The 18,739-nt window shown below is 74.2% G+C and carries 20 protein-coding genes; 9 read left to right on the forward strand and 11 right to left on the reverse strand.

Going from position 1 to position 18,739, the window contains the following annotated elements; all coding sequences use genetic code 11:
* The first annotated feature begins 361 nt into the window (after window positions 1–361).
* On the forward strand, window positions 362–1,060 hold the full coding sequence (locus E4P43_RS01040) for a response regulator transcription factor (RefSeq protein ID WP_167759016.1): 699 nt from the start codon (window positions 362–364) through the stop codon (window positions 1,058–1,060).
* A 69-nt stretch (window positions 1,061–1,129) separates the two neighbouring features.
* Here E4P43_RS01040 and E4P43_RS01045 read toward each other — a convergent pair whose 3' ends face one another.
* On the reverse strand, window positions 1,130–1,528 hold the full coding sequence (locus E4P43_RS01045) for a DUF5319 family protein (RefSeq protein ID WP_135143565.1): 399 nt from the start codon (window positions 1,526–1,528) through the stop codon (window positions 1,130–1,132).
* 142 nt (window positions 1,529–1,670) lie between these two features.
* On the opposite strand from E4P43_RS01045, the gene guaB reads away from it, so the two are divergent.
* Genes guaB through guaA form a run of 3 tightly spaced genes read left to right on the forward strand, consistent with a single transcriptional unit; the run spans window position 1,671 to window position 5,895 of the window.
* Entirely contained in the window at window positions 1,671–3,188 is a 1,518-nt protein-coding gene (gene guaB, locus E4P43_RS01050) for an IMP dehydrogenase (protein WP_135143566.1), read from the forward strand.
* A gap of 2 nt (window positions 3,189–3,190) precedes the next feature.
* On the forward strand, window positions 3,191–4,318 hold the full coding sequence (locus tag E4P43_RS01055) for a GuaB3 family IMP dehydrogenase-related protein (protein WP_209313663.1): 1,128 nt from the start codon (window positions 3,191–3,193) through the stop codon (window positions 4,316–4,318).
* A gap of 14 nt (window positions 4,319–4,332) precedes the next feature.
* Window positions 4,333–5,895, forward strand: a complete 1,563-nt coding sequence (guaA, locus tag E4P43_RS01060) for a glutamine-hydrolyzing GMP synthase (RefSeq protein WP_209313664.1) — start codon at window positions 4,333–4,335, stop codon at window positions 5,893–5,895.
* A 108-nt stretch (window positions 5,896–6,003) separates the two neighbouring features.
* On the opposite strand, the gene E4P43_RS01065 is transcribed toward guaA, so the two are convergent.
* Window positions 6,004–6,690, reverse strand: coding sequence for a WYL domain-containing protein (locus E4P43_RS01065; protein ID WP_135143568.1), 687 nt, complete (start codon window positions 6,688–6,690; stop codon window positions 6,004–6,006).
* A 62-nt stretch (window positions 6,691–6,752) separates the two neighbouring features.
* Here E4P43_RS01065 and E4P43_RS01070 point away from each other — a divergent pair, with 62 nt between their 5' ends.
* A complete protein-coding gene (locus E4P43_RS01070; RefSeq protein ID WP_135143569.1) occupies window positions 6,753–7,340 on the forward strand; it encodes a dienelactone hydrolase family protein in 588 nt (195 codons plus the stop codon).
* On the opposite strand, the gene E4P43_RS01075 is transcribed toward E4P43_RS01070, so the two are convergent.
* The 3 genes from E4P43_RS01075 to E4P43_RS01085 all read right to left on the reverse strand — a co-directional run bounded on the left by E4P43_RS01075 (window position 7,327) and on the right by E4P43_RS01085 (window position 9,420).
* The gene (locus E4P43_RS01075) at window positions 7,327–8,109 is read right to left on the reverse strand and encodes an META domain-containing protein (protein ID WP_135143570.1); all 783 of its coding nucleotides are present in this window, start codon (window positions 8,107–8,109) and stop codon (window positions 7,327–7,329) included. The two genes, E4P43_RS01070 and E4P43_RS01075, sit on opposite strands and share 14 nt — an antisense overlap.
* A 95-nt stretch (window positions 8,110–8,204) precedes the next feature.
* Window positions 8,205–8,498 (reverse strand): hypothetical protein, encoded by a 294-nt coding sequence (locus tag E4P43_RS01080; protein ID WP_135143571.1) that lies wholly within the window; start codon window positions 8,496–8,498, stop codon window positions 8,205–8,207.
* Entirely contained in the window at window positions 8,491–9,420 is a 930-nt protein-coding gene (locus E4P43_RS01085) for a PspC domain-containing protein (RefSeq protein ID WP_135143572.1), read from the reverse strand. The genes E4P43_RS01080 and E4P43_RS01085 overlap by 8 nt, the downstream gene beginning before the upstream one ends.
* 123 nt (window positions 9,421–9,543) lie before the next feature.
* Here E4P43_RS01085 and E4P43_RS01090 point away from each other — a divergent pair, with 123 nt between their 5' ends.
* Both E4P43_RS01090 and E4P43_RS01095 read left to right on the forward strand, forming a co-directional pair.
* The gene (locus E4P43_RS01090) at window positions 9,544–10,725 is read left to right on the forward strand and encodes an ATP-binding protein (RefSeq protein ID WP_135143573.1); all 1,182 of its coding nucleotides are present in this window, start codon (window positions 9,544–9,546) and stop codon (window positions 10,723–10,725) included.
* Entirely contained in the window at window positions 10,722–11,378 is a 657-nt protein-coding gene (locus E4P43_RS01095) for a response regulator transcription factor (protein WP_135143574.1), read from the forward strand. The genes E4P43_RS01090 and E4P43_RS01095 overlap by 4 nt, the downstream gene beginning before the upstream one ends.
* Here E4P43_RS01095 and E4P43_RS01100 read toward each other — a convergent pair whose 3' ends face one another.
* The 5 genes from E4P43_RS01100 to E4P43_RS20115 form a co-directional block, all read right to left on the reverse strand.
* A complete protein-coding gene (locus tag E4P43_RS01100; protein WP_135143575.1) occupies window positions 11,379–11,678 on the reverse strand; it encodes a hypothetical protein in 300 nt (99 codons plus the stop codon).
* Window positions 11,679–11,730: 52 nt separating this feature from the next.
* The gene (locus E4P43_RS01105; protein WP_135143576.1) at window positions 11,731–13,113 is read right to left on the reverse strand and encodes an acetamidase/formamidase family protein; all 1,383 of its coding nucleotides are present in this window, start codon (window positions 13,111–13,113) and stop codon (window positions 11,731–11,733) included.
* A 113-nt stretch (window positions 13,114–13,226) separates the two neighbouring features.
* On the reverse strand, window positions 13,227–13,961 hold the full coding sequence (locus E4P43_RS01110) for a PIG-L deacetylase family protein (RefSeq protein ID WP_135143577.1): 735 nt from the start codon (window positions 13,959–13,961) through the stop codon (window positions 13,227–13,229).
* A 37-nt stretch (window positions 13,962–13,998) separates the two neighbouring features.
* Window positions 13,999–14,898 (reverse strand): RNA polymerase sigma-70 factor, encoded by a 900-nt coding sequence (locus tag E4P43_RS20110; protein ID WP_245158860.1) that lies wholly within the window; start codon window positions 14,896–14,898, stop codon window positions 13,999–14,001.
* On the reverse strand, window positions 14,895–15,443 hold the full coding sequence (locus E4P43_RS20115) for a carboxymuconolactone decarboxylase family protein (RefSeq protein ID WP_209313665.1): 549 nt from the start codon (window positions 15,441–15,443) through the stop codon (window positions 14,895–14,897). The genes E4P43_RS20110 and E4P43_RS20115 overlap by 4 nt, the downstream gene beginning before the upstream one ends.
* 108 nt (window positions 15,444–15,551) lie before the next feature.
* On the opposite strand from E4P43_RS20115, the gene E4P43_RS01120 reads away from it, so the two are divergent.
* Window positions 15,552–15,845, forward strand: coding sequence for a hypothetical protein (locus E4P43_RS01120; protein WP_135143579.1), 294 nt, complete (start codon window positions 15,552–15,554; stop codon window positions 15,843–15,845).
* Window positions 15,846–15,878: 33 nt separating this feature from the next.
* Here the strand turns inward: E4P43_RS01120 and E4P43_RS01125 are convergent, their stop codons facing one another.
* Window positions 15,879–16,154, reverse strand: a complete 276-nt coding sequence (locus E4P43_RS01125; RefSeq protein ID WP_135143580.1) for a chorismate mutase — start codon at window positions 16,152–16,154, stop codon at window positions 15,879–15,881.
* 261 nt (window positions 16,155–16,415) lie between these two features.
* Between E4P43_RS01125 and pcrA the strand changes: the two genes are divergently transcribed.
* Complete coding sequence (pcrA, locus tag E4P43_RS01130; protein ID WP_135143581.1) at window positions 16,416–18,716, forward strand: DNA helicase PcrA; 2,301 nt, start codon at window positions 16,416–16,418, stop codon at window positions 18,714–18,716.
* Window positions 18,717–18,739 lie beyond the last annotated feature (23 nt).

Below are 18,739 nucleotides of genomic sequence, written 5' to 3' on the forward strand. Positions count from 1 at the left end.
ACTCGATCGAGCCGGGGGGCGTCCGGCTGCAAGGGGCCGGTGCCCTCGGCATCCCGCCGTCAAACCCTGCGGATTCGCAACTTTTTGGCGATGTGTGCTGCGTCACCGCTGTTCGGGGCCGCTCACCCCCCGGGGTGAGGGCGTCTGTCGGAGGCCCCGGGAGTCGATCAAGGTGGCTGCAGGTCGCGCCGACGACCGGGTGGGGGAGATACCCGGATCCGGTGCGCGACCCGCGCAGAGGTGGAGGGCCCCCCGGGTGGGAGCCCTCCACCCGAGCGACAGCCGGTCGGGCCTCCCGACCGGTCGGGGGACCCCCGGCGCAGGCCGGGAAGAGCGAGGAGCAGGCGTGATCGAGGACAGGATGCGTGCCCCGGTGCACGGCGCGACCGTGTGGGTCTACGACGAGCGACGGCGGGTCCGTGACGACGTCGCCTCGCGGCTGGTCGCCCTGCCCTTCGTCGGTCGCGTCGAGGTGGTCGGCGACGGGCAGTCGCTGATGTCGCGCCTGGCCACCCGCAGCCCCGACGTCCTCGTCGTCGGCACGCAGCGCGCCGTCGACACCGGCCTCTCGGCCGCCACCCAGGCGCTGCGCGCCCACCCGGGTCTCCCGGTGCTGGTGCTCGGTGCCCCCGACGACGCCGAGAGCGTGCGCGCCGCCGTCGCCTTCGGTGCCCGCGGCTACCTCCGCTGGGACGCCACCCCCATCGAGATGGGCCTGGGCCTCTCCCGGGTCGGCCTGCGGGCCGACGGCCGCATCCCGGTGCAGCAGGCGCCGCAGCCGGCCATGGCCTGGAGCGGTGCCGCGCCGCTGGCGGGCTCGGCGCCGACCACGGTGCGCTCGACCGTCCGGGAGGCCACCCCGTCCCCGGCGCTGTCCATGCGCGAGATGCAGGTGCTCACCGGCATGAGCCAGGGCAAGAGCAACGCCCAGATCGGCCGCGAGCTCTACCTGTCCGAGGACACCATCAAGACCCACGCCCGCCGGCTGTTCCGGAAGCTGGGCGCCAAGGACCGCGCCGAGGCGGTCGCCCTCGGCTTCCGCCGCGGCATCATGGCCTGACCCGCGACACCCGTCGCACGCCGAGGGCCCCTCCCGATCGTCGGGAGGGGCCCTCGGTCCGTGCTGGGCTCAGTCGTCGCGGGCGTGGCGGCCGGTGCGTCGGCCGCTGGGCTCGTCGCGCTCGGCCAGGGCGGCGATGCCGTCGGCGTACCCGCTCGCGTAGTCCCAGCTGACGTAGTCGTCCGGGTTCGGCTCGAACGGCGGCTCGTGCCGGCCGGTCTGCCCCTCCTCCAGGAGCTGGCGCAGGTTCGCCTGCATCAGCGCCCAGTCGACGTGGTGCTCCTCCTCGCAGTCGGGGCAGTCCACGACGATGCCCTTGATGCCGGTGGGCTCGAGCAGGGTGCGGAACACCTCGAGCTCGGCGAGGTCGTCGAGGACTCCCGCGCGCTCCTCCATCGTGAGCGGTGGCGGAGCGGGACGGTCGGTGGAACCGAAGTCCGGCCCGAAGGCGTCGTCGAACGGGGACACGGCTCACACGGTAGTCGTCGTACAGGCGGAAGGCCGCCTCCTCATCCCCGCCGCCTACGATCAGTACAGGCCCGCCACCTCTCTGCCCGGGGTGAGCCGGCCGGGAACAGTCCCCGATCTGCCCCGAAGGGTGGCCGCGCACATGCAGCCCGACGACCGCACCATGGAGCTGCCGGCGAAGTTCGCCCGCCTCGGCCTCACCTACGACGACGTCCTCCTCGTCCCCGGGGCGTCCGACGTGGTCCCGGCCGAGGTGGACACCAGCAGCCGGGTGACCCGCCGCATCACGCTGGCCGTGCCGCTGCTCTCCAGCGCCATGGACACCGTCACCGAGGCGCGGATGGCGATCGCCATGGCCCGGGTCGGCGGCATGGGCGTGCTCCACCGCAACCTCTCCGCCGAGGAGCAGGCCGGCCAGGTCGACCTGGTGAAGCGCTCCGAGGCCGGCATGGTGACCAACCCGGTCACCTGCTCGCCCGACAGCACGCTCGCCGAGGTCGACGCGCTGTCGGCCCGCTACCGCATCTCCGGCGCCCCGGTGGTGGACGCCGACGGCGTCCTGCTGGGCATCGTCACCAACCGCGACATGCGGTTCGAGACCGACCAGAACCGGCTCGTGCGCGACGTCATGACGCCGATGCCGCTGGTGACCGCGCCCGTCGGCGTGGACCCCGACACCGCGCTGTCCCTGCTGTCCAAGCACAAGATCGAGAAGCTCCCCCTGGTCGACGACGCCGGCCGCCTGCGCGGGCTGATCACCGTCAAGGACTTCGTCAAGCGCGACCAGTTCCCGCTGAGCACCAAGGACGCCGACGGCCGCCTCGTCGTCGGCGCCGCCCTCGGCGTCGGCGAGGACGCGTTCAAGCGCGCCGGGCTGCTGGTCGACGCCGGTGTCGACGTGCTCGTCGTCGACACCGCGCACGGCCACCAGCGCGCGGTGCTCGACATGGTCGCCCGCGTGAAGAAGGAGTTCGGCGGCGACAACGGCGTCGAGGTGGTCGGCGGCAACGTCGCCACCCGCGCCGGTGCCCAGGCCCTGGTCGAGGCCGGCGTGGACGCGGTCAAGGTCGGCGTCGGACCGGGCTCGATCTGCACCACCCGCGTCGTCGCCGGAGTCGGCGTCCCGCAGATCACCGCGATCTACGAGGCCTGGCTCGCGGCCGGCCCGGCCGGGATCCCGGTCATCGCCGACGGCGGGCTGCAGTACTCCGGTGACATCGCCAAGGCGATGGTCGCCGGCGCCGACACCGTGATGATCGGCGGCCTGTTCGCCGGCGTCGAGGAGGCGCCGGGCGAGCTGGTCTTCATGAACGGCAAGCAGTACAAGACCTACCGCGGCATGGGGTCCCTGGGCGCCATGCAGAAGCGCGGCAACCAGTCGTTCAGCCGCGACCGCTACTTCGCCGACGACGTGCTCTCCGACGACAAGCTCGTCCCCGAGGGCATCGAGGGCCAGGTGCCCTACCGCGGCGCGCTGTCGGGCGTCGCCCACCAGCTCGTCGGCGGCCTGCGCGCCTCGATGGGCTACGCGGGCGCGGCCACCATCGCCGACCTCAAGGAGCGCGGCCAGCTGACCCGCATCACGTCGGCCGGCCTGGTGGAGAGCCACCCGCACGACATCCAGATGACCGTCGAGGCACCGAACTACCGAGGGCGCTGAGCATGAGCGTGCGTGACACCGTCGAGATCGGGCTGAACCGCTTCGCCCGCCGTGGCTACGACCTGGACGAGGTCTCCATCGTCCCGTCCCGCCGCACCCGGGACGTCGACGACGTCTCGACCGCCTGGCAGATCGACGCCTTCCGGTTCGACATCCCGCTGATCGCCAGCCCCAGCGACGCCGTGATGAGCCCGGCCACGGCGATCGCCGTCGGCCAGGCCGGCGGGCTCGGCGTGCTCAACGGCGAGGGCCTCTGGACCCGCTACGACGACCCGGCCCCGGTCTACCGGGAGATCGCCGCGGCGGCCGCCGCCGGCGCCCCGCCGGTCGCGCTCCTGCAGAAGGTCTACGCCGAGCCGGTGAAGACCGACCTGATCACCGCGCGGATCAAGGAGATGAGCGACGCCGGGGTGACCACGGCGATCCGGGTCTCCCCGCAGCACACCCAGCAGCTGGCGCCCGCCGCGCTGTCCGCGGGCGTGGACCTGCTGGTCATCCAGGGCACGATCGTCTCGGCCGAGCACGTGACCAGCCAGGGCGACGCGCTCAACCTCAAGGAGTTCATCGCCGACCTCGACGTGCCGGTGATCGTCGGGGGTGCGGCGAACTACACGACCGCGCTGCACCTGATGCGCACCGGCGCGGCCGGCGTGATCGTCGGCGTGGGTGCCGACACCTACTCGACCACCGACGCCGTCATGGGCATCCGGGTGCCGCTGGCCAGCGCGATCGCCGACGCCGCCGCGGCCCGCCGCGACTACCTCGACGAGACCGGCGGCCGGTACGTGCACGTCATCGCCAACGGCGCGATCGAGACCAGCGGCGCCATCGCCCGGGCCCTGGCCTGCGGTGCCGACGCCGTCCAGCTGGGCGAGCCGCTGCGGATCGCCGCCGAGGCGCCCGCCGGCGGCGTGTGGTGGGACTCCGTCGCCGCGCACCCGCGCCTGCCGCGCGGTGCCACCTCCGCGCCGGTCGAGCCCGCCGGCTCGCTGGCCGACGTGCTCAACGGGGCGGCGGAGTCCGCCGACGGCCGCACCAACCTCTTCGGGGCGCTGGCCCGCACGATGGCCAAGACCGGCTACCGGGACCTCAAGGAGTTCCAGCGGGTCGACCTGGTCATCGGGGGCTGAGCCACGTCATGGGTATGGACTTCCCGACCGTCCTGGTCGTCGACTTCGGCGCCCAGTACGCCCAGCTGATCGCCCGGCGGATCCGGGAGGCCGGCGTCTACTCCGAGATCGTGTCGTCGGAGGTGCCGGTCGAGGAGATCCTCGCCCGCAAGCCCGCCGCCATCGTCCTCTCCGGCGGGCCCTCCAGCGTCTACGCGCCGGAGGCCCCGAAGGTCGACCCGACCCTCTTCGAGGCCGGCGTCCCCGCCTTCGGCATCTGCTACGGCTTCCAGGCGATGGCCGCCTCGCTGGGCGGCACGGTCGCCCGCACCGGCGACCGCGAGTACGGCGGGACGCCGCTGACGGTCACCACCGGCGCGCGGCTGTTCGGCTCGCTGCCGGTGGAGCAGAACGTCTGGATGAGCCACGGCGACGCCGTCAGCGAGGCGCCCCCCGGGTTCACCGTCACCGCCACCTCCACCGGCGCCCCCGTCGCGGCCTTCGAGGACGTCGACCGGCGGCTGGCCGGCGTGCAGTTCCACCCCGAGGTGCGGCACACCGCGCACGGGCAGACGGTGCTCGAGCACTTCCTGTTCGACATCGCGGGCCTGGAGCCCACCTGGACGATGAGCAACGTCGTCGACGAGCAGGTCGCGCTGATCCGGGAGCAGATCGGCGACCGGCGGGCGCTGTGCGCGCTGTCCGGCGGCGTCGACTCCGCCGTCGCCGCGGCCCTGGTCCAGCGGGCCATCGGCGACCGGCTCACCTGCGTCTACGTCGACCACGGCCTGATGCGCCAGGGCGAGACCGAGCAGATCGAGCGCGACTTCGCCGCCACCACCGGCGCGGACCTGCGCGTGGTCGACGCCAGCGAGCAGTTCCTCTCCGCGCTCGCCGGGGTCAGCGACCCCGAGCAGAAGCGGAAGATCATCGGCCGCGAGTTCATCCGGGTGTTCGAGCAGGCGGCCACCGACGTCGTCGCCGACGCCCAGGCGCACGGGGAGACCGTCGACTTCCTCGTGCAGGGGACGCTCTACCCCGACGTCGTCGAGTCCGGCGGCGGCACCGGGACGGCGAACATCAAGAGCCACCACAACGTCGGCGGGCTGCCCGAGGACCTGCAGTTCACCCTGGTCGAGCCGCTGCGCACCCTGTTCAAGGACGAGGTGCGCGAGGTCGGCCGGCAGCTGGGCCTGCCCGACACCCTCGTGCAGCGGCAGCCGTTCCCCGGGCCGGGGCTGGGCATCCGCATCGTCGGCGAGGTGACCCGCGAGCGGCTCGACGTGCTGCGCAAGGCCGACGCGATCGCCCGCGAGGAGCTCACCACGGCGAAGCTGGACACCGAGATCTGGCAGTGCCCCGTGGTCCTGCTGGCCGACGTCCGCTCCGTCGGGGTGCAGGGCGACGGGCGCACCTACGGCCACCCGGTCGTGCTGCGGCCGGTGTCCAGCGAGGACGCCATGACCGCCGACTGGACGCGGCTGCCCTACGACGTGCTGGCCAGGATCTCCACCCGCATCACCAACGAGGTGGAAGAGGTCAACCGCGTGGTCCTCGACGTGACGAGCAAGCCCCCGGGCACCATCGAGTGGGAATGAGGACCTCGTCGCCCCCCACCCGCTCGCTGACGCTCGCGGGCGGGACCCTGCGACGAGGCCGTTCCATCCCGTTGCTTCGACGCCCCTCGCTGCGCTCGGGGCGTCGCGTCACCTCAGGGGATGCGCGTCGTCGGGCGGGGTTCCGAAGATGGCGGGGTCGTGGGCCGGGGCCGGCTCGGTCGTGAGGTCTGCGGCCTCGATGCGGTCCCACCGGAACCAGCGCGGTGCCCGGCGCTCCTGGCACCAGGCGGCCAGGAGCCAGCGGCCGCCCGTGCGGGCCAGGAAGACCGGCTCCACGCGGCGGCGCGAGACCTCCCCGGTGCCGCTCCGGTAGCGGATCGCCACGACCCGGCGGCGCAGCACCGCCTCCTCGACCACTGCGGCCGCGGGCGGCCGCCGGCTCTCCGGCCCCCGCACCCAGACCTGGCCGCCGAGCCGCTCGGCATCGGCCCGCGCGGCGGGGCCGAGCACGTCGAGGACCTTCTCCAGCGCCGCCCGCGCGTCGACGGCGAAGGGCGCCTCCGGGCTGCCCGCGACCGCCACGGCGAGGGCGATCGCCTGGGACGGCGTGAGGTTCACCGGGGGCAGCGACGCCGAAGCCTCCAGCACGTAGCCGCCACCCGGCCCGCCGGACGCCCAGATCGGTGCGCCGGCCTGCTGCAGCGCCGAGATGTCGCGCTTGATCGTGCGCGGGGACACCTCGAGCCACTCGGCCAGCCGCTGGGCGGTGCGGCCACGCCGGCCGGCCCGGCGGAGCTCCTCGGAGACGGCGTGCAGCCGGTCGGTGCGGTTCACGCCCGAAGACTGGCAGAAACGGTGACAGGACGGTGTCACCGGAGGGGCGGGACAGTCCTCCCATGACTCAGATCGCGCTCTTCCACTCCGCCCTCGACGTCCGTCCCGGCGTCCTCGACGCCGCCGACCGGCTGCGCTCCGCCGGCCACGAGGTGCTGGTCGTCGACCAGTACGACGGCCTGGTCTTCGACGACTACGCCGAGGCGGGCGCGCACGTCGAGCGGGTCGGGTTCCCGGCGCTCATGGCGGCGGCTCTCGACGGCGTCGCGGACCTGCCCGACGGGTTCGTCGCCGCCGGCTTCTCCAACGGCGCCGGCATGGCGGAGCTGGTGGCGACGCAGCGGCGGTGCGCGGGGCTGGTGATGTTCTCCGGCGCCCTGCCGCTGGCGATGCTCGGTGTCGGCTCCTGGCCCGACGGGGTGCCGGTCCAGCTGCACGTCGCCGAGGGCGACCCCCTGCGCAACCCGGAGTGGGACGAGGCCTTCCTGGCCGACGTGGGGGACGCCCCGGTCGAGGTCTTCGAGTACCCGGTCGCCGGGCACCTCTTCACCGACCCGTCCCTGCCCGGCGAGTTCGACGCGGCCGCGACGGAGCTGCTGTGGTCGCGGACGCTGGACTTCTGCGGCCGCACGGCCCTCAGCCGGTCGTGAACTGCAGCCCCGTCCCGTCGGGAGCGGTCAGGGCGAGGCGGTCCCGCGCGATGCGCAGCGCCCCGCCCTGGTGGAGCACGTGCAGCACCTGACCGTCCTGCTCGGCCAGGTCCGCCGGGCACTCGCCGTCGGTGACCACGTCGGTGGTGGTGAGCCGCTCGTCGGCCACCTGCCACGTGCCGCGCACCGGCCGGCAGCCGGTGCTGCCCGTGAAGGTGCCGTCGGACCGGAACTCGACCGCGGCGGGCTGGAGCGGCGAGGCCGCGGTCTCCCGGTCGACCAGTGCGGCGAGCTGCCAGGTGCCGGCGAGGTCGGCGTCGGCCACCGGCGGGCGGGGGAGCAGGTGGACATCCACCCCGCCGCCGCGGACGACCAGCCGGTCGCCGTCACGCGCCAGCCGGACGTCGGAGGCGCTCAGCGCGGCGAGGTAGCGGCTCTCGGCGGTGGTGACGCCGTCGTCCAGGCAGGCCATCGCGGTCACCCCCAGGTCCTCGACCGTCAGCCGGTCGCCCTCGATCCGGTACCCGGTGAAGAAGCTGTTGCAGAAGGCCTGGCCGAGCAGCCGCGCGTCCTCCACCGCGAGGGTGCCGTCGACACCGGCGGGCAGCGGCACCACCTCGCCGTCGCGGCGGAGCTCGGTGACCACCCACTCGCCGCGCACGTCGCCGGGGCCCTCGCCCGGCGGCTCCGCCGGCGGGGCGCCGGTCCCGCCCCCGCCGCAGGCGGCGACGGCCAGCGCCACGAGGAGCAGCAGGGCGGTCCGGGCCATGCCCTCCAGACGTCCGGGTGGACCGGAGGGTTCCGGACGACGACGGGGCCCGGGGAGCGGTCGCTCCCCGGGCCCCGCGGCTCCGCGTCCTCGCCTCAGCTCTGGCGGCGTGACCTCCGCAGCTCCCTGACCAGCAGGGCCACGCCGGCCGCGATGACGGCGACCCAGATGATGCCGCCGTCGGCGAGGAAGCCCAGCCGCAGGTCCACGCCGGCCATCGCGGTGACCGCGAGGAGGACGAACAGCACCCCGGGGACGAGGGCGACGAGGTCGACCCGCCTGCGCGGGGCCGGCTCGGGCCGGTCCTCGGTCTGCAGAGCGCGGACCTCCTCCCACTGCTGCTCCTGCCACGCTGTCGGCGTGGTCGGGAACTCGCTGTAGTCAGCCACGGGACACCTCCACCTCTCCGACACCCGCGTGGATGTCCAGGTCGAACTCGAGCTCGCCGTCGTCGGACCAGGCGGCGGAGCCGCTGCCCGGGTAGGTGCGCGGCCCGGCGTCGCTCTCACCGAAGACGTCGATGTCGCCCAGACCGTTCATCACCTCGACGCGCACGTCCGCGGAGCGCGGCACGACCACCTCCACGTTGCCGATGCCGTGCTGGACCTCGATCTCCAGCACCTCGTCGAGGTCGGCCAGCGGCACGTCGGAGAGGTCGATCGTGAGGTCGCCGACCCCGCCCTCGTAGACCTCCCGGACGCCTGCCGCGGTCTGCGGCGCGAAGGTGCGGTCGCCGACCTGGGCGTCGGCCGGCCACGGGTCGGTCGCCTCGACGGCGACGGCGACCGACAGGGCCACGCCCAGCGCGATCAGCCCGCCGCGGGCCCGGCGTCCGCCGGTGAAGGCGGCCGCGACGAGCCCCAGGCCCACCAGCAGCAGCGCCGTCCCGAGGAAGTAGCCGGCGTCGAGGTCCCAGTCGGTGAAGCGGGCGAGGAGCGCCCCCGTGCCGAGCACGATGAGCAGCGCGGCGAGGGTGATGCCCGGGACGGGGGAGCGGGGCTCGGCCGGCCGCCTGGCCCGCACGGCGGGAGCGGAGCCCGGGCCGGCGTCCGGGCCGGCGGGCAGCAGCACCCACAGCAGCAGGTAGACCAGGACGCCGGAGCCGGCGGCGAGCGTGAGGGCGACGAAGCCGACCCGCCAGAGCAGGGCGTCGATCCCGGTGTACTCGGCCAGGCCACCGTTCACGCCGCCTAGCACCTTGTCGGTGCGGCTGCGGCGCAGCTGCGGTCGGTCCGGGAGGCCGGAGGGCGGCGGGGGCTGCCAGGCCGGCGGCTGCACCGTCGGCGGTGGAGGAGGAGGTGCGGAGGTCATGGCAGCAAGCGTGCCGACGATCCGGCCCGGGAACCATCAGGGAACCCCCCGAACCGACCCTGGTTCCTCTTCCGGGGTGTCACCGGTGTCGGTCGCCCTCCTCCCGGTGCGACGATCGACACCGTGACCACGTCCCTCGCCGCGCCGCCGCGCCCACCGTTGGCGCGCCCGCGCTCCGGCCGGGTCATCTCGGGCGTGGCAGCGGGGACCGCGGCGCACCTGCGGCAGGACGCCGTCGTGGTCCGCGTGGGCTTCGTGCTCCTGGCGGTGGCCGGCATCGGCCTCATCGTCTACGCCCTGCTGTGGCTGACCATGCCGGTCGCCGCGCCGGGGGAGGACCCGGCCCCGAACGCGGCCGCGTGGCGTCCGTCGGGCACCGGGCAGTGGGTGGTCACCGGGGTGCTGGGCCTGGTCGCGGTCTCGCTGCTCGGCGAGCTCACCAGGTGGACCAGCAGCGACGTCGTCCTGCCGCTGCTGCTGGTGGGCGCCGGTCTGGCCGTCATCTGGCGGCAGCTGGACACCGACCGGACCCTCGCCGTCCGCGGGGCGCGATGGGCCCTGGCCGGCGGCGTCGCGCTCGCCGGCGGCGGGCTGTTCATCCTGCTGGCCACCACCGGCCAGCTGGCCAACGCGCGCAACGGGTTCGCCGCGACCCTGGTCATCCTGACCGGCGTCGTGCTGGCGACGGCGCCGCTGTGGCGCCGGCTGCTCGACTCGCGGGCCGAGGAGCGTGCCGCGCGCATCCGGTCCGAGGAGCGGGCCGCGGTCGCCGCGCACCTGCACGACTCGGTGCTGCAGACCCTCGCGCTCATCCAGCGCAACGCCGACGAGCCGCAGGCGGTCAGCCGCCTGGCCCGCAGCCAGGAGCGCGAGCTGCGCGCCTGGCTCTACGACCCCGCGGCGGTCCGCGAGGGCGGCACGTGGGCCGGCCTGGTCGCCGGGATGGTCGCCGAGGTCGAGGCCGACCACGCGTTCACCGTCGACCCGGTCGTCGTCGGTGACGCCCCCGTCGACGACGCGGTCGCCGCGCTCGGCGCAGCCACGCGCGAGGCGCTGGTCAACGCGGCCAAGCACTCCGGTGCCGACTCCGCCGACCTCTACACCGAGGTGACCCCGCAGCAGGTGTCGGTCTTCGTCCGCGACCGCGGGAAGGGCTTCGACCCCGAGACCGTGCCCGACGACCGCCGCGGCCTCCGCGACTCGGTGCGGGGCCGGCTGGCCCGGCTCGGTGGCACGACGCTCGTGCGCTCCGCGGCCGGTGAGGGCACCGAGATCGAGCTCGTCCTGCCGAGGAGCAACCCGTGAGCCCACGCGTCTTCCTGGTCGACGACCACGCCATGGTGCGGGCGGGGGTGCGCGCCGAGCTGGGCGACGCCGTCGACGTCGTGGGCGAGGCGTTCGACGTGCCGACCGCGGTCGAGGGGATCCGCGCGACCCGGCCCGACGTCGTCCTGCTCGACGTGCACCTCCCCGGCGGCGACGGGCGCGCGGTGCTGGAGACGCTGCGCGGCGAGCTGCCCGACGTCCGCTGGCTGGCGCTGTCGGTCTCCGACGCCGCCGAGGACGTCATCGCCGTCATCCGGGCCGGCGCCCGCGGCTACGTCACCAAGACCATCTCCGGGCCCGACCTGCTCGACGCCGTCCGCCGGGTGGCCGACGGCGACGTGGTGTTCAGCCCCCGGCTGGCCGGCTTCGTGCTCGACGCGTTCTCGGCCGGGCCGGGTGCCGCGCCCGCGCCCGCCGAGGAGGTGACCGACCCCGGCCTGGACCTGCTCAGCGCGCGCGAGCGCGAGGTGATGCAGCTGCTGGCCCGCGGCTACACCTACCGCGAGATCGGCTCCCGGCTGTTCATCTCGGTGAAGACCGTGGAGTCCCACGCCTCGAACGTGCTCCGCAAGCTCCAGCTGTCCAACCGCAACGAGCTCACCCGCTGGGCGGCGACCAACCGCCTGCTCTAGCTACTGCGCGGCGACGTACGCGCGGGCCTCCTCGACCAGCGGAGCCGGGTCGGCCGAGGGCCCCAGCACGACCCAGCCGTTCATGCGGCGCCCCTCCATGGGCTCGAACGGCGTGCCGGCGCCGTCCTCGACCAGCCGGGCGAGCCGGGTCGGCGGCAGCTTGAGCACCAGCTGCCCCTCCCAGCGGATCGTGAAGAACCTCCGGCCGGTCCGCAGCCCCTGGCACCCGAACATGTGCCCGCGCGTGACCTCGCCGTCGGTGAACCGGTCGACCAGGTCCTCCCAGGCGTCCTCCGTCATGGGCCCAGATCCTGCCCGCGGGCGGCCTCCCGCGGGAGGCCGCCCGCGCGCCTCACGCGAAGCGGCTCTTCGGGATCACGGCGTGCACGCCGACCGTGCGGTCGACCACCTGGGAGACCTCGAAGTCCACGGCGGCCGACAGGTAGGCGTAGGCCACCATCCGGTCCATCCCGAGGTCGTTCTGCAGGAAGTCCAGGGCGTGGATCACCGCCCGGCGGTTGGCCACGTCGAGGTCGCCGCCCTGCCCGTTGCGGGCGCCGTCCGGGTCGGACAGGCCGATCGGCACCCAGGACTCCGGGGTCTCCCCGAACGGGTAGCGGTAGGCCACCGACGGCGCGGCCTTCGAGCCCTTCTTGCACACCGTGAGGCGGAAGGTCAGCCGCAGCGACCCCTCCAGCGCGGTGAGCGCGACCTCGCCGCTGCCCATGGACATGTGCGGGTCGCCGACGGAGAACAGCGCCCCCTCGGCGACCACCGGCAGGTAGAAGGCCGAGCCGACGCCCAGCAGGTTCACGTCGATGTTGCCGCCACCCACGGTGGGCGGGATGGAGTTGACCAGGGGGTCGTTCAGCGTCGGTGCGTCGGCGACGGTCGCGACCGCCATCAGCCCGGCGAAGGGGTCCACCGGCCACGCCACCGACCCGTGCCGGCCCCGCGGGAGGGCGGCCCGGACGACGCCCCGGCTGGTCGACAGCGGCGTGAAGTGGGAGAGGTTGCCGTACCGCATCGGGTCCTTGGTGGCGCGACCGTCGGTGGCGGCGGCGGGCAGGACCTCGGTGGTGCTGATGTCGCCGGGGTTGGCCGCGAACGCAGCGGAGAGCGCACCCTTGCCGTGCCGGCTGCTGATCACGCCGTAGGGCACCCGGGGGAGGGCGGACAGCGGCTCGATCTTGAGCACGTCACCGGGCCGCGCGCCCTCGACGTACACCGGGCCGGTGACCACGTGCGGGCCGTCGGCGTCGAAGTTCCGCGGATGCCGCGAGTACTCCTTCGCGATGGCGACGGCGTCGTCCAGCACCCGGTTGCGGGGCACGCCCTTGCTGCCGAACCAGGCGACCGGGTCGCGTCCCTGGTCCTCGAGGATGCCCTCGTGGCTGACCGTGTCGATCGTGATCGTGCGGCCCGAGCGGACGCGGACCACCGGCGCGTCGGTCGTGCGGGGCAGGTAGCCCCAGCGGACCTGGTCGGGCCGGGAGGGCAGGTAGACGTCGCCGTCGATGGGGCCCTTGCCCGGCTGCAGCACCTCCCCGGGCAGCCGGGTGCGGTTCGGGGTGGCCGCCGCGGGAGCCGCCGTCGCCACCCCGGCCGCCATCAGGGCGCCGGTCGCCAGCGCGGCCTGCACGAACCCGCGCCGGCCCAGCCCCCGCTCCAGGCGCTCGGCGGCCTCCTGCGGGTCGGGTGCGGGGGCGGTGTGGTCGTGCGAGGACGTGGTCATGAGTGCTCTCTCCCGGGGCCGTGATCAGCGGTCGGGCGAGTTCTACGTGCTCGGTGTTGCGTCCCCGTGCCGATCGGGGACCGCGGTGTTGCGTCCTCGTTTCGGCTGCCGGGTCAGGCCGTGTGGACGACGTGGAACGTCTCGGCCAGCCGGCCCTCGGGCAGCCCGTGCGTCCGCGCGTTCTGCGCCATCCAGGCGCGGACGAACCCGTCGAGGTCGGGCATGTGGCTGACCTGGGTGACGTGGCAGCGCAGCGCGGCCATCTTGCGGTCGGCGACCTCGGTGACGTCGACGGCGTGGTCGGCCCGCGGGCTGGCGCCCAGCCACACCTCGGGCACCGTCCACGCCTCCAGTCCCTCGTCGGCGAGCAGCTCGGGGAAGGCGAAGGGGTTGCGCGCGTCGGGGTAGACCGCGCGCAGGGTCGACTCACCGACCGTCATGTGGTCGGGGTGGCTGGCGCCGATCCGCTCCCAGTACCGCTCCGGCGAGCTGGTCAGCACCCGCTGCGGCCGGACCTGGCGGATGACCCGGCTGATGTCGCGGCGGAGGTCCAGGGTCAGCTCCAGCCGCCCGTCGGGGTAGCCGAGGAACCGGACGTCGGTGACGCCGACCTCCGCGGCCGCCGCCCGCTGCTCGGCCCGGCGCAGCGGCCCCATCTGGTCCCGCGGCGTCTCGTCGAACCCGCCGGCGTCGCCGTCGGTGACGATCAGGTAGGTCACCTCGGTGCCCGCCGCGGTCCAGGTGGCGACCGTCCCCGCGCTGCCGAAGTCGACGTCGTCGGGGTGGGCGAGCACGCACAGCGCGCGCTCGACGTGCTCGGCGGGGTGCTGGGGGATGGGTCCGGTCACCCGCGGGAGCCTAGGAGAAGGAGCCTCGTGCAGGCCGTCACCACCGTTCGAGCCCGGCCAGCTTGTCGGGGTTGCGCACCATGAGCACCTGCTCGACCAGGCCGTCGCCGGAGACCACCACGGTCGCGGCCATGAACGGCCGCCCGTCCTGCCAGGCCGCGACGCCGGGACGCCCGTTCACCTCCGCCGGAAGCACCACGAACGACGGGTCGGCCCCGGTGGCGGCGATCGCCAGGAGGAAGCGGGCGACCTTCTCGGCACCGGTGATCGGCCGCAGCGCGGCGCGCGCCTTGCCCCCGCCGTCGCTCACCAGCACGGCGGACGGCGCCAGCACCGCGAGCAGGGCCGACACGTCGCCACCCGCGCAGGCGGCCAGGAACCGGTCGGTCACCTCCCGCTGCACGGCTGCCGAGGGCTCGAAGCGGGGGCGGCGGGCCTGCACGTGCTCGCGCGCCCGGTGCCCCATCTGCCGGACCGCGGCCTCGCTGCGGCCCAGCGCCTGCGCCACCTCGGCGGCCGGCATGCCGAAGACCTCGCGCAGCACGAACACCGCGCGCTCTGCGGGGGAGAGGGTCTCCAGCACCACGAGCACCGCCAGGGACACCTCCTCGCCCAGCTCCGCGCTGTCGGCCGGGTCCCGCGGGGCGGGCGCGCCGGCCAGGGGGGCGGCCGCGGTCACCAGGGGCTCGGGCAGCCACGGTCCGACGTAGCTCTCCCGGCGGGCCCGGGCGGACCCGAGCCGGTCCAGGGCGAGGTTGGTGGCGATCCGCACGAGGTAGGCGCGCGCGTCGGTGACCTCGCCCCGGTCCGCCGCCGACCACCGCAGCCAGGTGTCCTGGACGACGTCCTCGGCGTCGGCGACGCTGCCCAGCAGCTGGTAGGCCACCGAGAAGAGCAGCCCGCGGTGCTGGTCGAACGGGGCGAGGCCCTCGCTCACGCCGGGAGCTCGCAGCGGTCCTTGAACCCCTGGCTGGTCAGCCCCAGGGCGCTGTTGAAGCGGGAACGGGAGTTCTCCACGGACACCATCATCGTCAGCTCGACGAGCTCGGCGTCGTCCAGGTGCCGCCGCAGACCGGCCACCATCTCGTCGGTGACCTGCAGGGGCGTGGTCGTCATCGCCTCGGCGTAGGCCATGACCTGCCGCTCCACGTCGGAGTACACGTCGCTGTCGCGCCACCGCGGCACGTCGCGCAGCTTGCGCGGGTCCACCCCGCGCTGGGCGGACTCCCAGTAGCCGAAGTCCAGGCACCAGGAGCAGCCGATGGTCACGGCCGAGGACATCACGGCCAGCGCCTTCAGCGTCGGGTCCAGCCGGTCCCACCGGGCCAGGGACGTCTCGTGCCGCACGTAGGTGCGCAGCACGCGGCCGTTGTGGGCCATCGCGGCGCCGGGGTCCAGGACCGCCCCGTACGTCCGCCGCGAGTACCACTCGGCGAGGCGGGTCAGCAGGGTGCGGGGCGGGTCGAGCGGGATGCGGGCCATGGTCGGCTCCTTCTCGGGAGGGGGTCTCGGCCATGGGACGACGCAGCCCCGGCAGGTGTGACACGGCCCGGTGGCCGCGCCGGGGGAGCGGTCGCGCAGACTCGCTGCGTGCCCTCGTTCACCCTCTCCGTCGCGCTGCGCTCCTCGGCGCCGCTGGACGACGACGCGATCGAACGCATCCGCGCCGCGGTGCGCCCCGGCGACCCCGAGCTGCGCGCGTGGCGGGAGCCCGACCGTGCGGTGCTGCGGGTCGCCACCGAGTGCGAGGCCCCCGACCTCGACGCCGCGCTCGACCTCGGCAAGGACCTCGCCGACGAGGCGAACGCCGTGTGCCCCGGCCGGGTGTTCGAGGTGGCCGCGATGGGCGACGACGACTCGCAGGTGTGGCGCAGCGGCCCCTGACCCCGGCGGCCCCTGGCTCCGGCGGCCCCTGGGTCAGAGCCTGCCGCGCCCCTGGCGGAGCAGCAGCATCCCGAGGGCGGCGCCGTCGTCGCCGAGGGCCTCGCGGAAGCGGTCGAGCACCTGCTGCTCGCGGGAGAGGTTCAGCCGGGTGCCGCCGGTCGCCTTGCGGAGGGCGCCGATCTCCCGCGACACGGCCAGGCGGCGCCGGACCAGCTCGATGATCTCGGCGTCGCAGGCGTCGATCTCACCGCGCAGCTCGGTGATGCGGTCGACGGCGGAGCCGGTGACGGTGACGGGTGCGGTGCTCATGGGGTCTCCCTCGGTCGTCCGGCCCGGGACCCCTGGGAACGAGAAACGCCCCGGGCTCCTCGGGCCCGGGGCGTCTGTTGCGGCGTGTGCTCAGCCAGCGGTGACGGACACCGGATCCCGGTGGCCGTAGTAAAAGCTGACGGTGGCGAGCACGGGCCGGAGTCTGCCACAGCGGCCGTCGGGCGCGCCACGGCCGCACCCGTGGTGCAGGTGGTGCGTGCGGTCCGGACCGTCACCCGTCCGGCCTACAGTGGCTTCGTCATGAGCAGCAGCCTCCAGCAGTCCCTGCCCGGTACCGCCGCCCTGCAGCGTTCCGCTCCCGGCTCGCTCGGGCGGGAGCTGGACCGCATGCTCGCCGGCCTCAACGGGCCGCAGCGCGACGCCGTGGTCCACGAGGGCGGCCCGCTGCTCATCGTGGCCGGCGCCGGGTCGGGCAAGACGCGGGTGCTCACCCACCGGATCGCCTACCTGCTGGGCGCCCGCGGCGTGCAGCCGGGCGAGATCCTCGCGATCACCTTCACCAACAAGGCCGCCGGCGAGATGAAGGACCGGGTCGCCGCGCTCGTCGGGCCGCGCGCCCGGTCGATGTGGGTGTCGACCTTCCACTCGATGTGCGTGCGGATCCTGCGCGCCGAGGCCGCGAAGCTGGGCCTGAAGTCGTCGTTCACGATCTACGACCAGGGCGACTCGGTCCGGCTCATGACGATGGTCGCTCGCGACCTGGACCTCGACGCCAAGCGCTTCCCGGGCCGCAGCCTCGCCGCCCAGGTGTCCAACCTGAAGAACGAGCTGGTCGACGAGGAGGAGTTCAGCCCCCAGACGGCGCCGGAGAAGGTGCTGAAGGAGGCGTACACGCTCTACCAGCGGCGGCTGCGCGAGGCGCACGCCATGGACTTCGACGACCTGATCATGAACACCGCGCACCTGCTGCAGGCGTTCCCGGACGTGGCCGAGCACTACCGGCGGCGGTTCCGGCACGTGCTGGTCGACGAGTACCAGGACACCAACCATGCGCAGTACGTGCTGATCCGCGAGCTCGTGGGCCCGGAGGGCGGTGCGGTGCCGCCGGCGGAGCTGTGCGTCGTCGGTGACGCCGACCAGTCCATCTACGCCTTCCGCGGCGCCACGATCCGCAACATCGACGAGTTCGAGCGGGACTACCCGCAGGCGACGACGATCCTGCTGGAGCAGAACTACCGCTCGACGCAGCGGATCCTCAAGGCCGCCAACACCGTCATCGCGAAGAACACCAGCCGCCGGCCGAAGAACCTGTGGACCGACTCCGGCGACGGCGAGCTGATCGAGGGCTACGTCGCCGACAACGAGCACGACGAGGCCGCCTGGGTCGCCGAGCAGATCGACAAGCTGGTCGACGCCGGCGACGCCCGACCCGCGGACATCGCGGTCTTCTACCGGACCAACAACGCCTCGCGCGTGTTCGAAGAGGTCTTCATCCGGGTCGGCATGCCCTACAAGGTCGTCGGCGGCGTCCGGTTCTACGAGCGCAAGGAGGTCCGCGACGCGCTGGCCTACCTCAAGCTGGTGGCCAACCCGGCCGACGTGGTGAGCCTGCGCCGGATCATCAACGTGCCCAAGCGCGGGATCGGCGACAAGGCCGAGTCCTGCATCGAGGCCTTCGCCGACCGGGAGCGGATCGCCTTCGGGTCGGCGCTGCGGCGGTGCAGCGAGATCGGCACGCTGGCCACCCGGTCGCTCAAGGCGCTGCAGGAGTTCGTCGCGCTGCTGGAGGAGTTCGAGCGGCTGGTCGAGACCGGCTCGGGCCCGGCCGCGCTGCTGGAGAGCATCCTGGACCGGACCGGCTACCTCGCCGAGCTGCAGGCCAGCACCGACCCGCAGGACGAGGGCCGCGTCGACAACCTCAACGAGCTCATCTCGGTGGCGGCCGAGTTCGAGGCGGCCAACCCCGAGGGCACCGTCACCGACTTCCTCGAGCAGGTCTCCCTGGTGGCCGACGCCGACCAGATCCCGGTGTCCGGCGACGAGGCGGGCGTCGTCACGATGATGACCCTGCACACGGCCAAGGGCCTGGAGTTCCCGGTCGTCTTCCTCACCGGCATGGAGGACGGCGTCTTCCCGCACCTGCGCGCGCTCGGTGACCCGCGGGAGCTGGAGGAGGAGCGCCGGCTGGCCTACGTGGGGATCACCCGCGCCCGGCAGCGGCTGTTCATCTCCCGGGCCACGGTGCGCACCAGCTGGGGGCAGCCGGCCTACAACCCGCCGTCCCGGTTCCTCGACGAGATCCCGGGCGAGACGATCCACTGGGAGCGGCTGGACCCGGCGCCGGCCCCGTCCACCGGCTACCGCTCGGCGCAGACGAGGGTCGCGGCCACCGGGCTGTCCACGGGCGGCCTGCGGGGTGGCCTGGGCAACCGGCAGGTCATCTCGGTGGAGGTCGGTGACCGCGTCAGCCACGACGCGTTCGGCCTCGGCACCGTGGTGGAGGTGACCGGCGTCGGCGACAAGGCCCAGGCGACGGTCGACTTCGGCTCGGGCGGCACCAAGCGCCTGGTCCTGCGCTACGCCCCGCTCGTCAAGCTCTGACCGGAGCGGGACCGGAGGGTCCC

Source organism: Blastococcus sp. TF02A-35 (genome assembly GCF_004571075.1).
Classification (GTDB): domain Bacteria; phylum Actinomycetota; class Actinomycetes; order Mycobacteriales; family Geodermatophilaceae; genus Blastococcus.

Bases quoted from the DNA above. Each gene is read 5' to 3' on its own strand.
- E4P43_RS01040 (WP_167759016.1), top strand. From the start codon at position 362: ATGCGTGCCCCGGTGCACGGCGCGACCGTGTGGGTCTACGACGAGCGA.
- guaB (WP_135143566.1), top strand. From the start codon at position 1,671: ATGCAGCCCGACGACCGCACCATGGAGCTGCCGGCGAAGTTCGCCCGC.
- E4P43_RS01055 (WP_209313663.1), top strand. From the start codon at position 3,191: ATGAGCGTGCGTGACACCGTCGAGATCGGGCTGAACCGCTTCGCCCGC.
- guaA (WP_209313664.1), top strand. From the start codon at position 4,333: ATGGACTTCCCGACCGTCCTGGTCGTCGACTTCGGCGCCCAGTACGCC.
- E4P43_RS01070 (WP_135143569.1), top strand. From the start codon at position 6,753: ATGACTCAGATCGCGCTCTTCCACTCCGCCCTCGACGTCCGTCCCGGC.
- E4P43_RS01075 (WP_135143570.1), bottom strand. From the start codon at position 8,109: ATGGCCCGGACCGCCCTGCTGCTCCTCGTGGCGCTGGCCGTCGCCGCC.
- E4P43_RS01085 (WP_135143572.1), bottom strand. From the start codon at position 9,420: ATGACCTCCGCACCTCCTCCTCCACCGCCGACGGTGCAGCCGCCGGCC.
- E4P43_RS01100 (WP_135143575.1), bottom strand. From the start codon at position 11,678: ATGACGGAGGACGCCTGGGAGGACCTGGTCGACCGGTTCACCGACGGC.
- E4P43_RS01105 (WP_135143576.1), bottom strand. From the start codon at position 13,113: ATGACCACGTCCTCGCACGACCACACCGCCCCCGCACCCGACCCGCAG.
- E4P43_RS20115 (WP_209313665.1), bottom strand. From the start codon at position 15,443: ATGGCCCGCATCCCGCTCGACCCGCCCCGCACCCTGCTGACCCGCCTC.
- E4P43_RS01125 (WP_135143580.1), bottom strand. From the start codon at position 16,154: ATGAGCACCGCACCCGTCACCGTCACCGGCTCCGCCGTCGACCGCATC.
- pcrA (WP_135143581.1), top strand. From the start codon at position 16,416: ATGAGCAGCAGCCTCCAGCAGTCCCTGCCCGGTACCGCCGCCCTGCAG.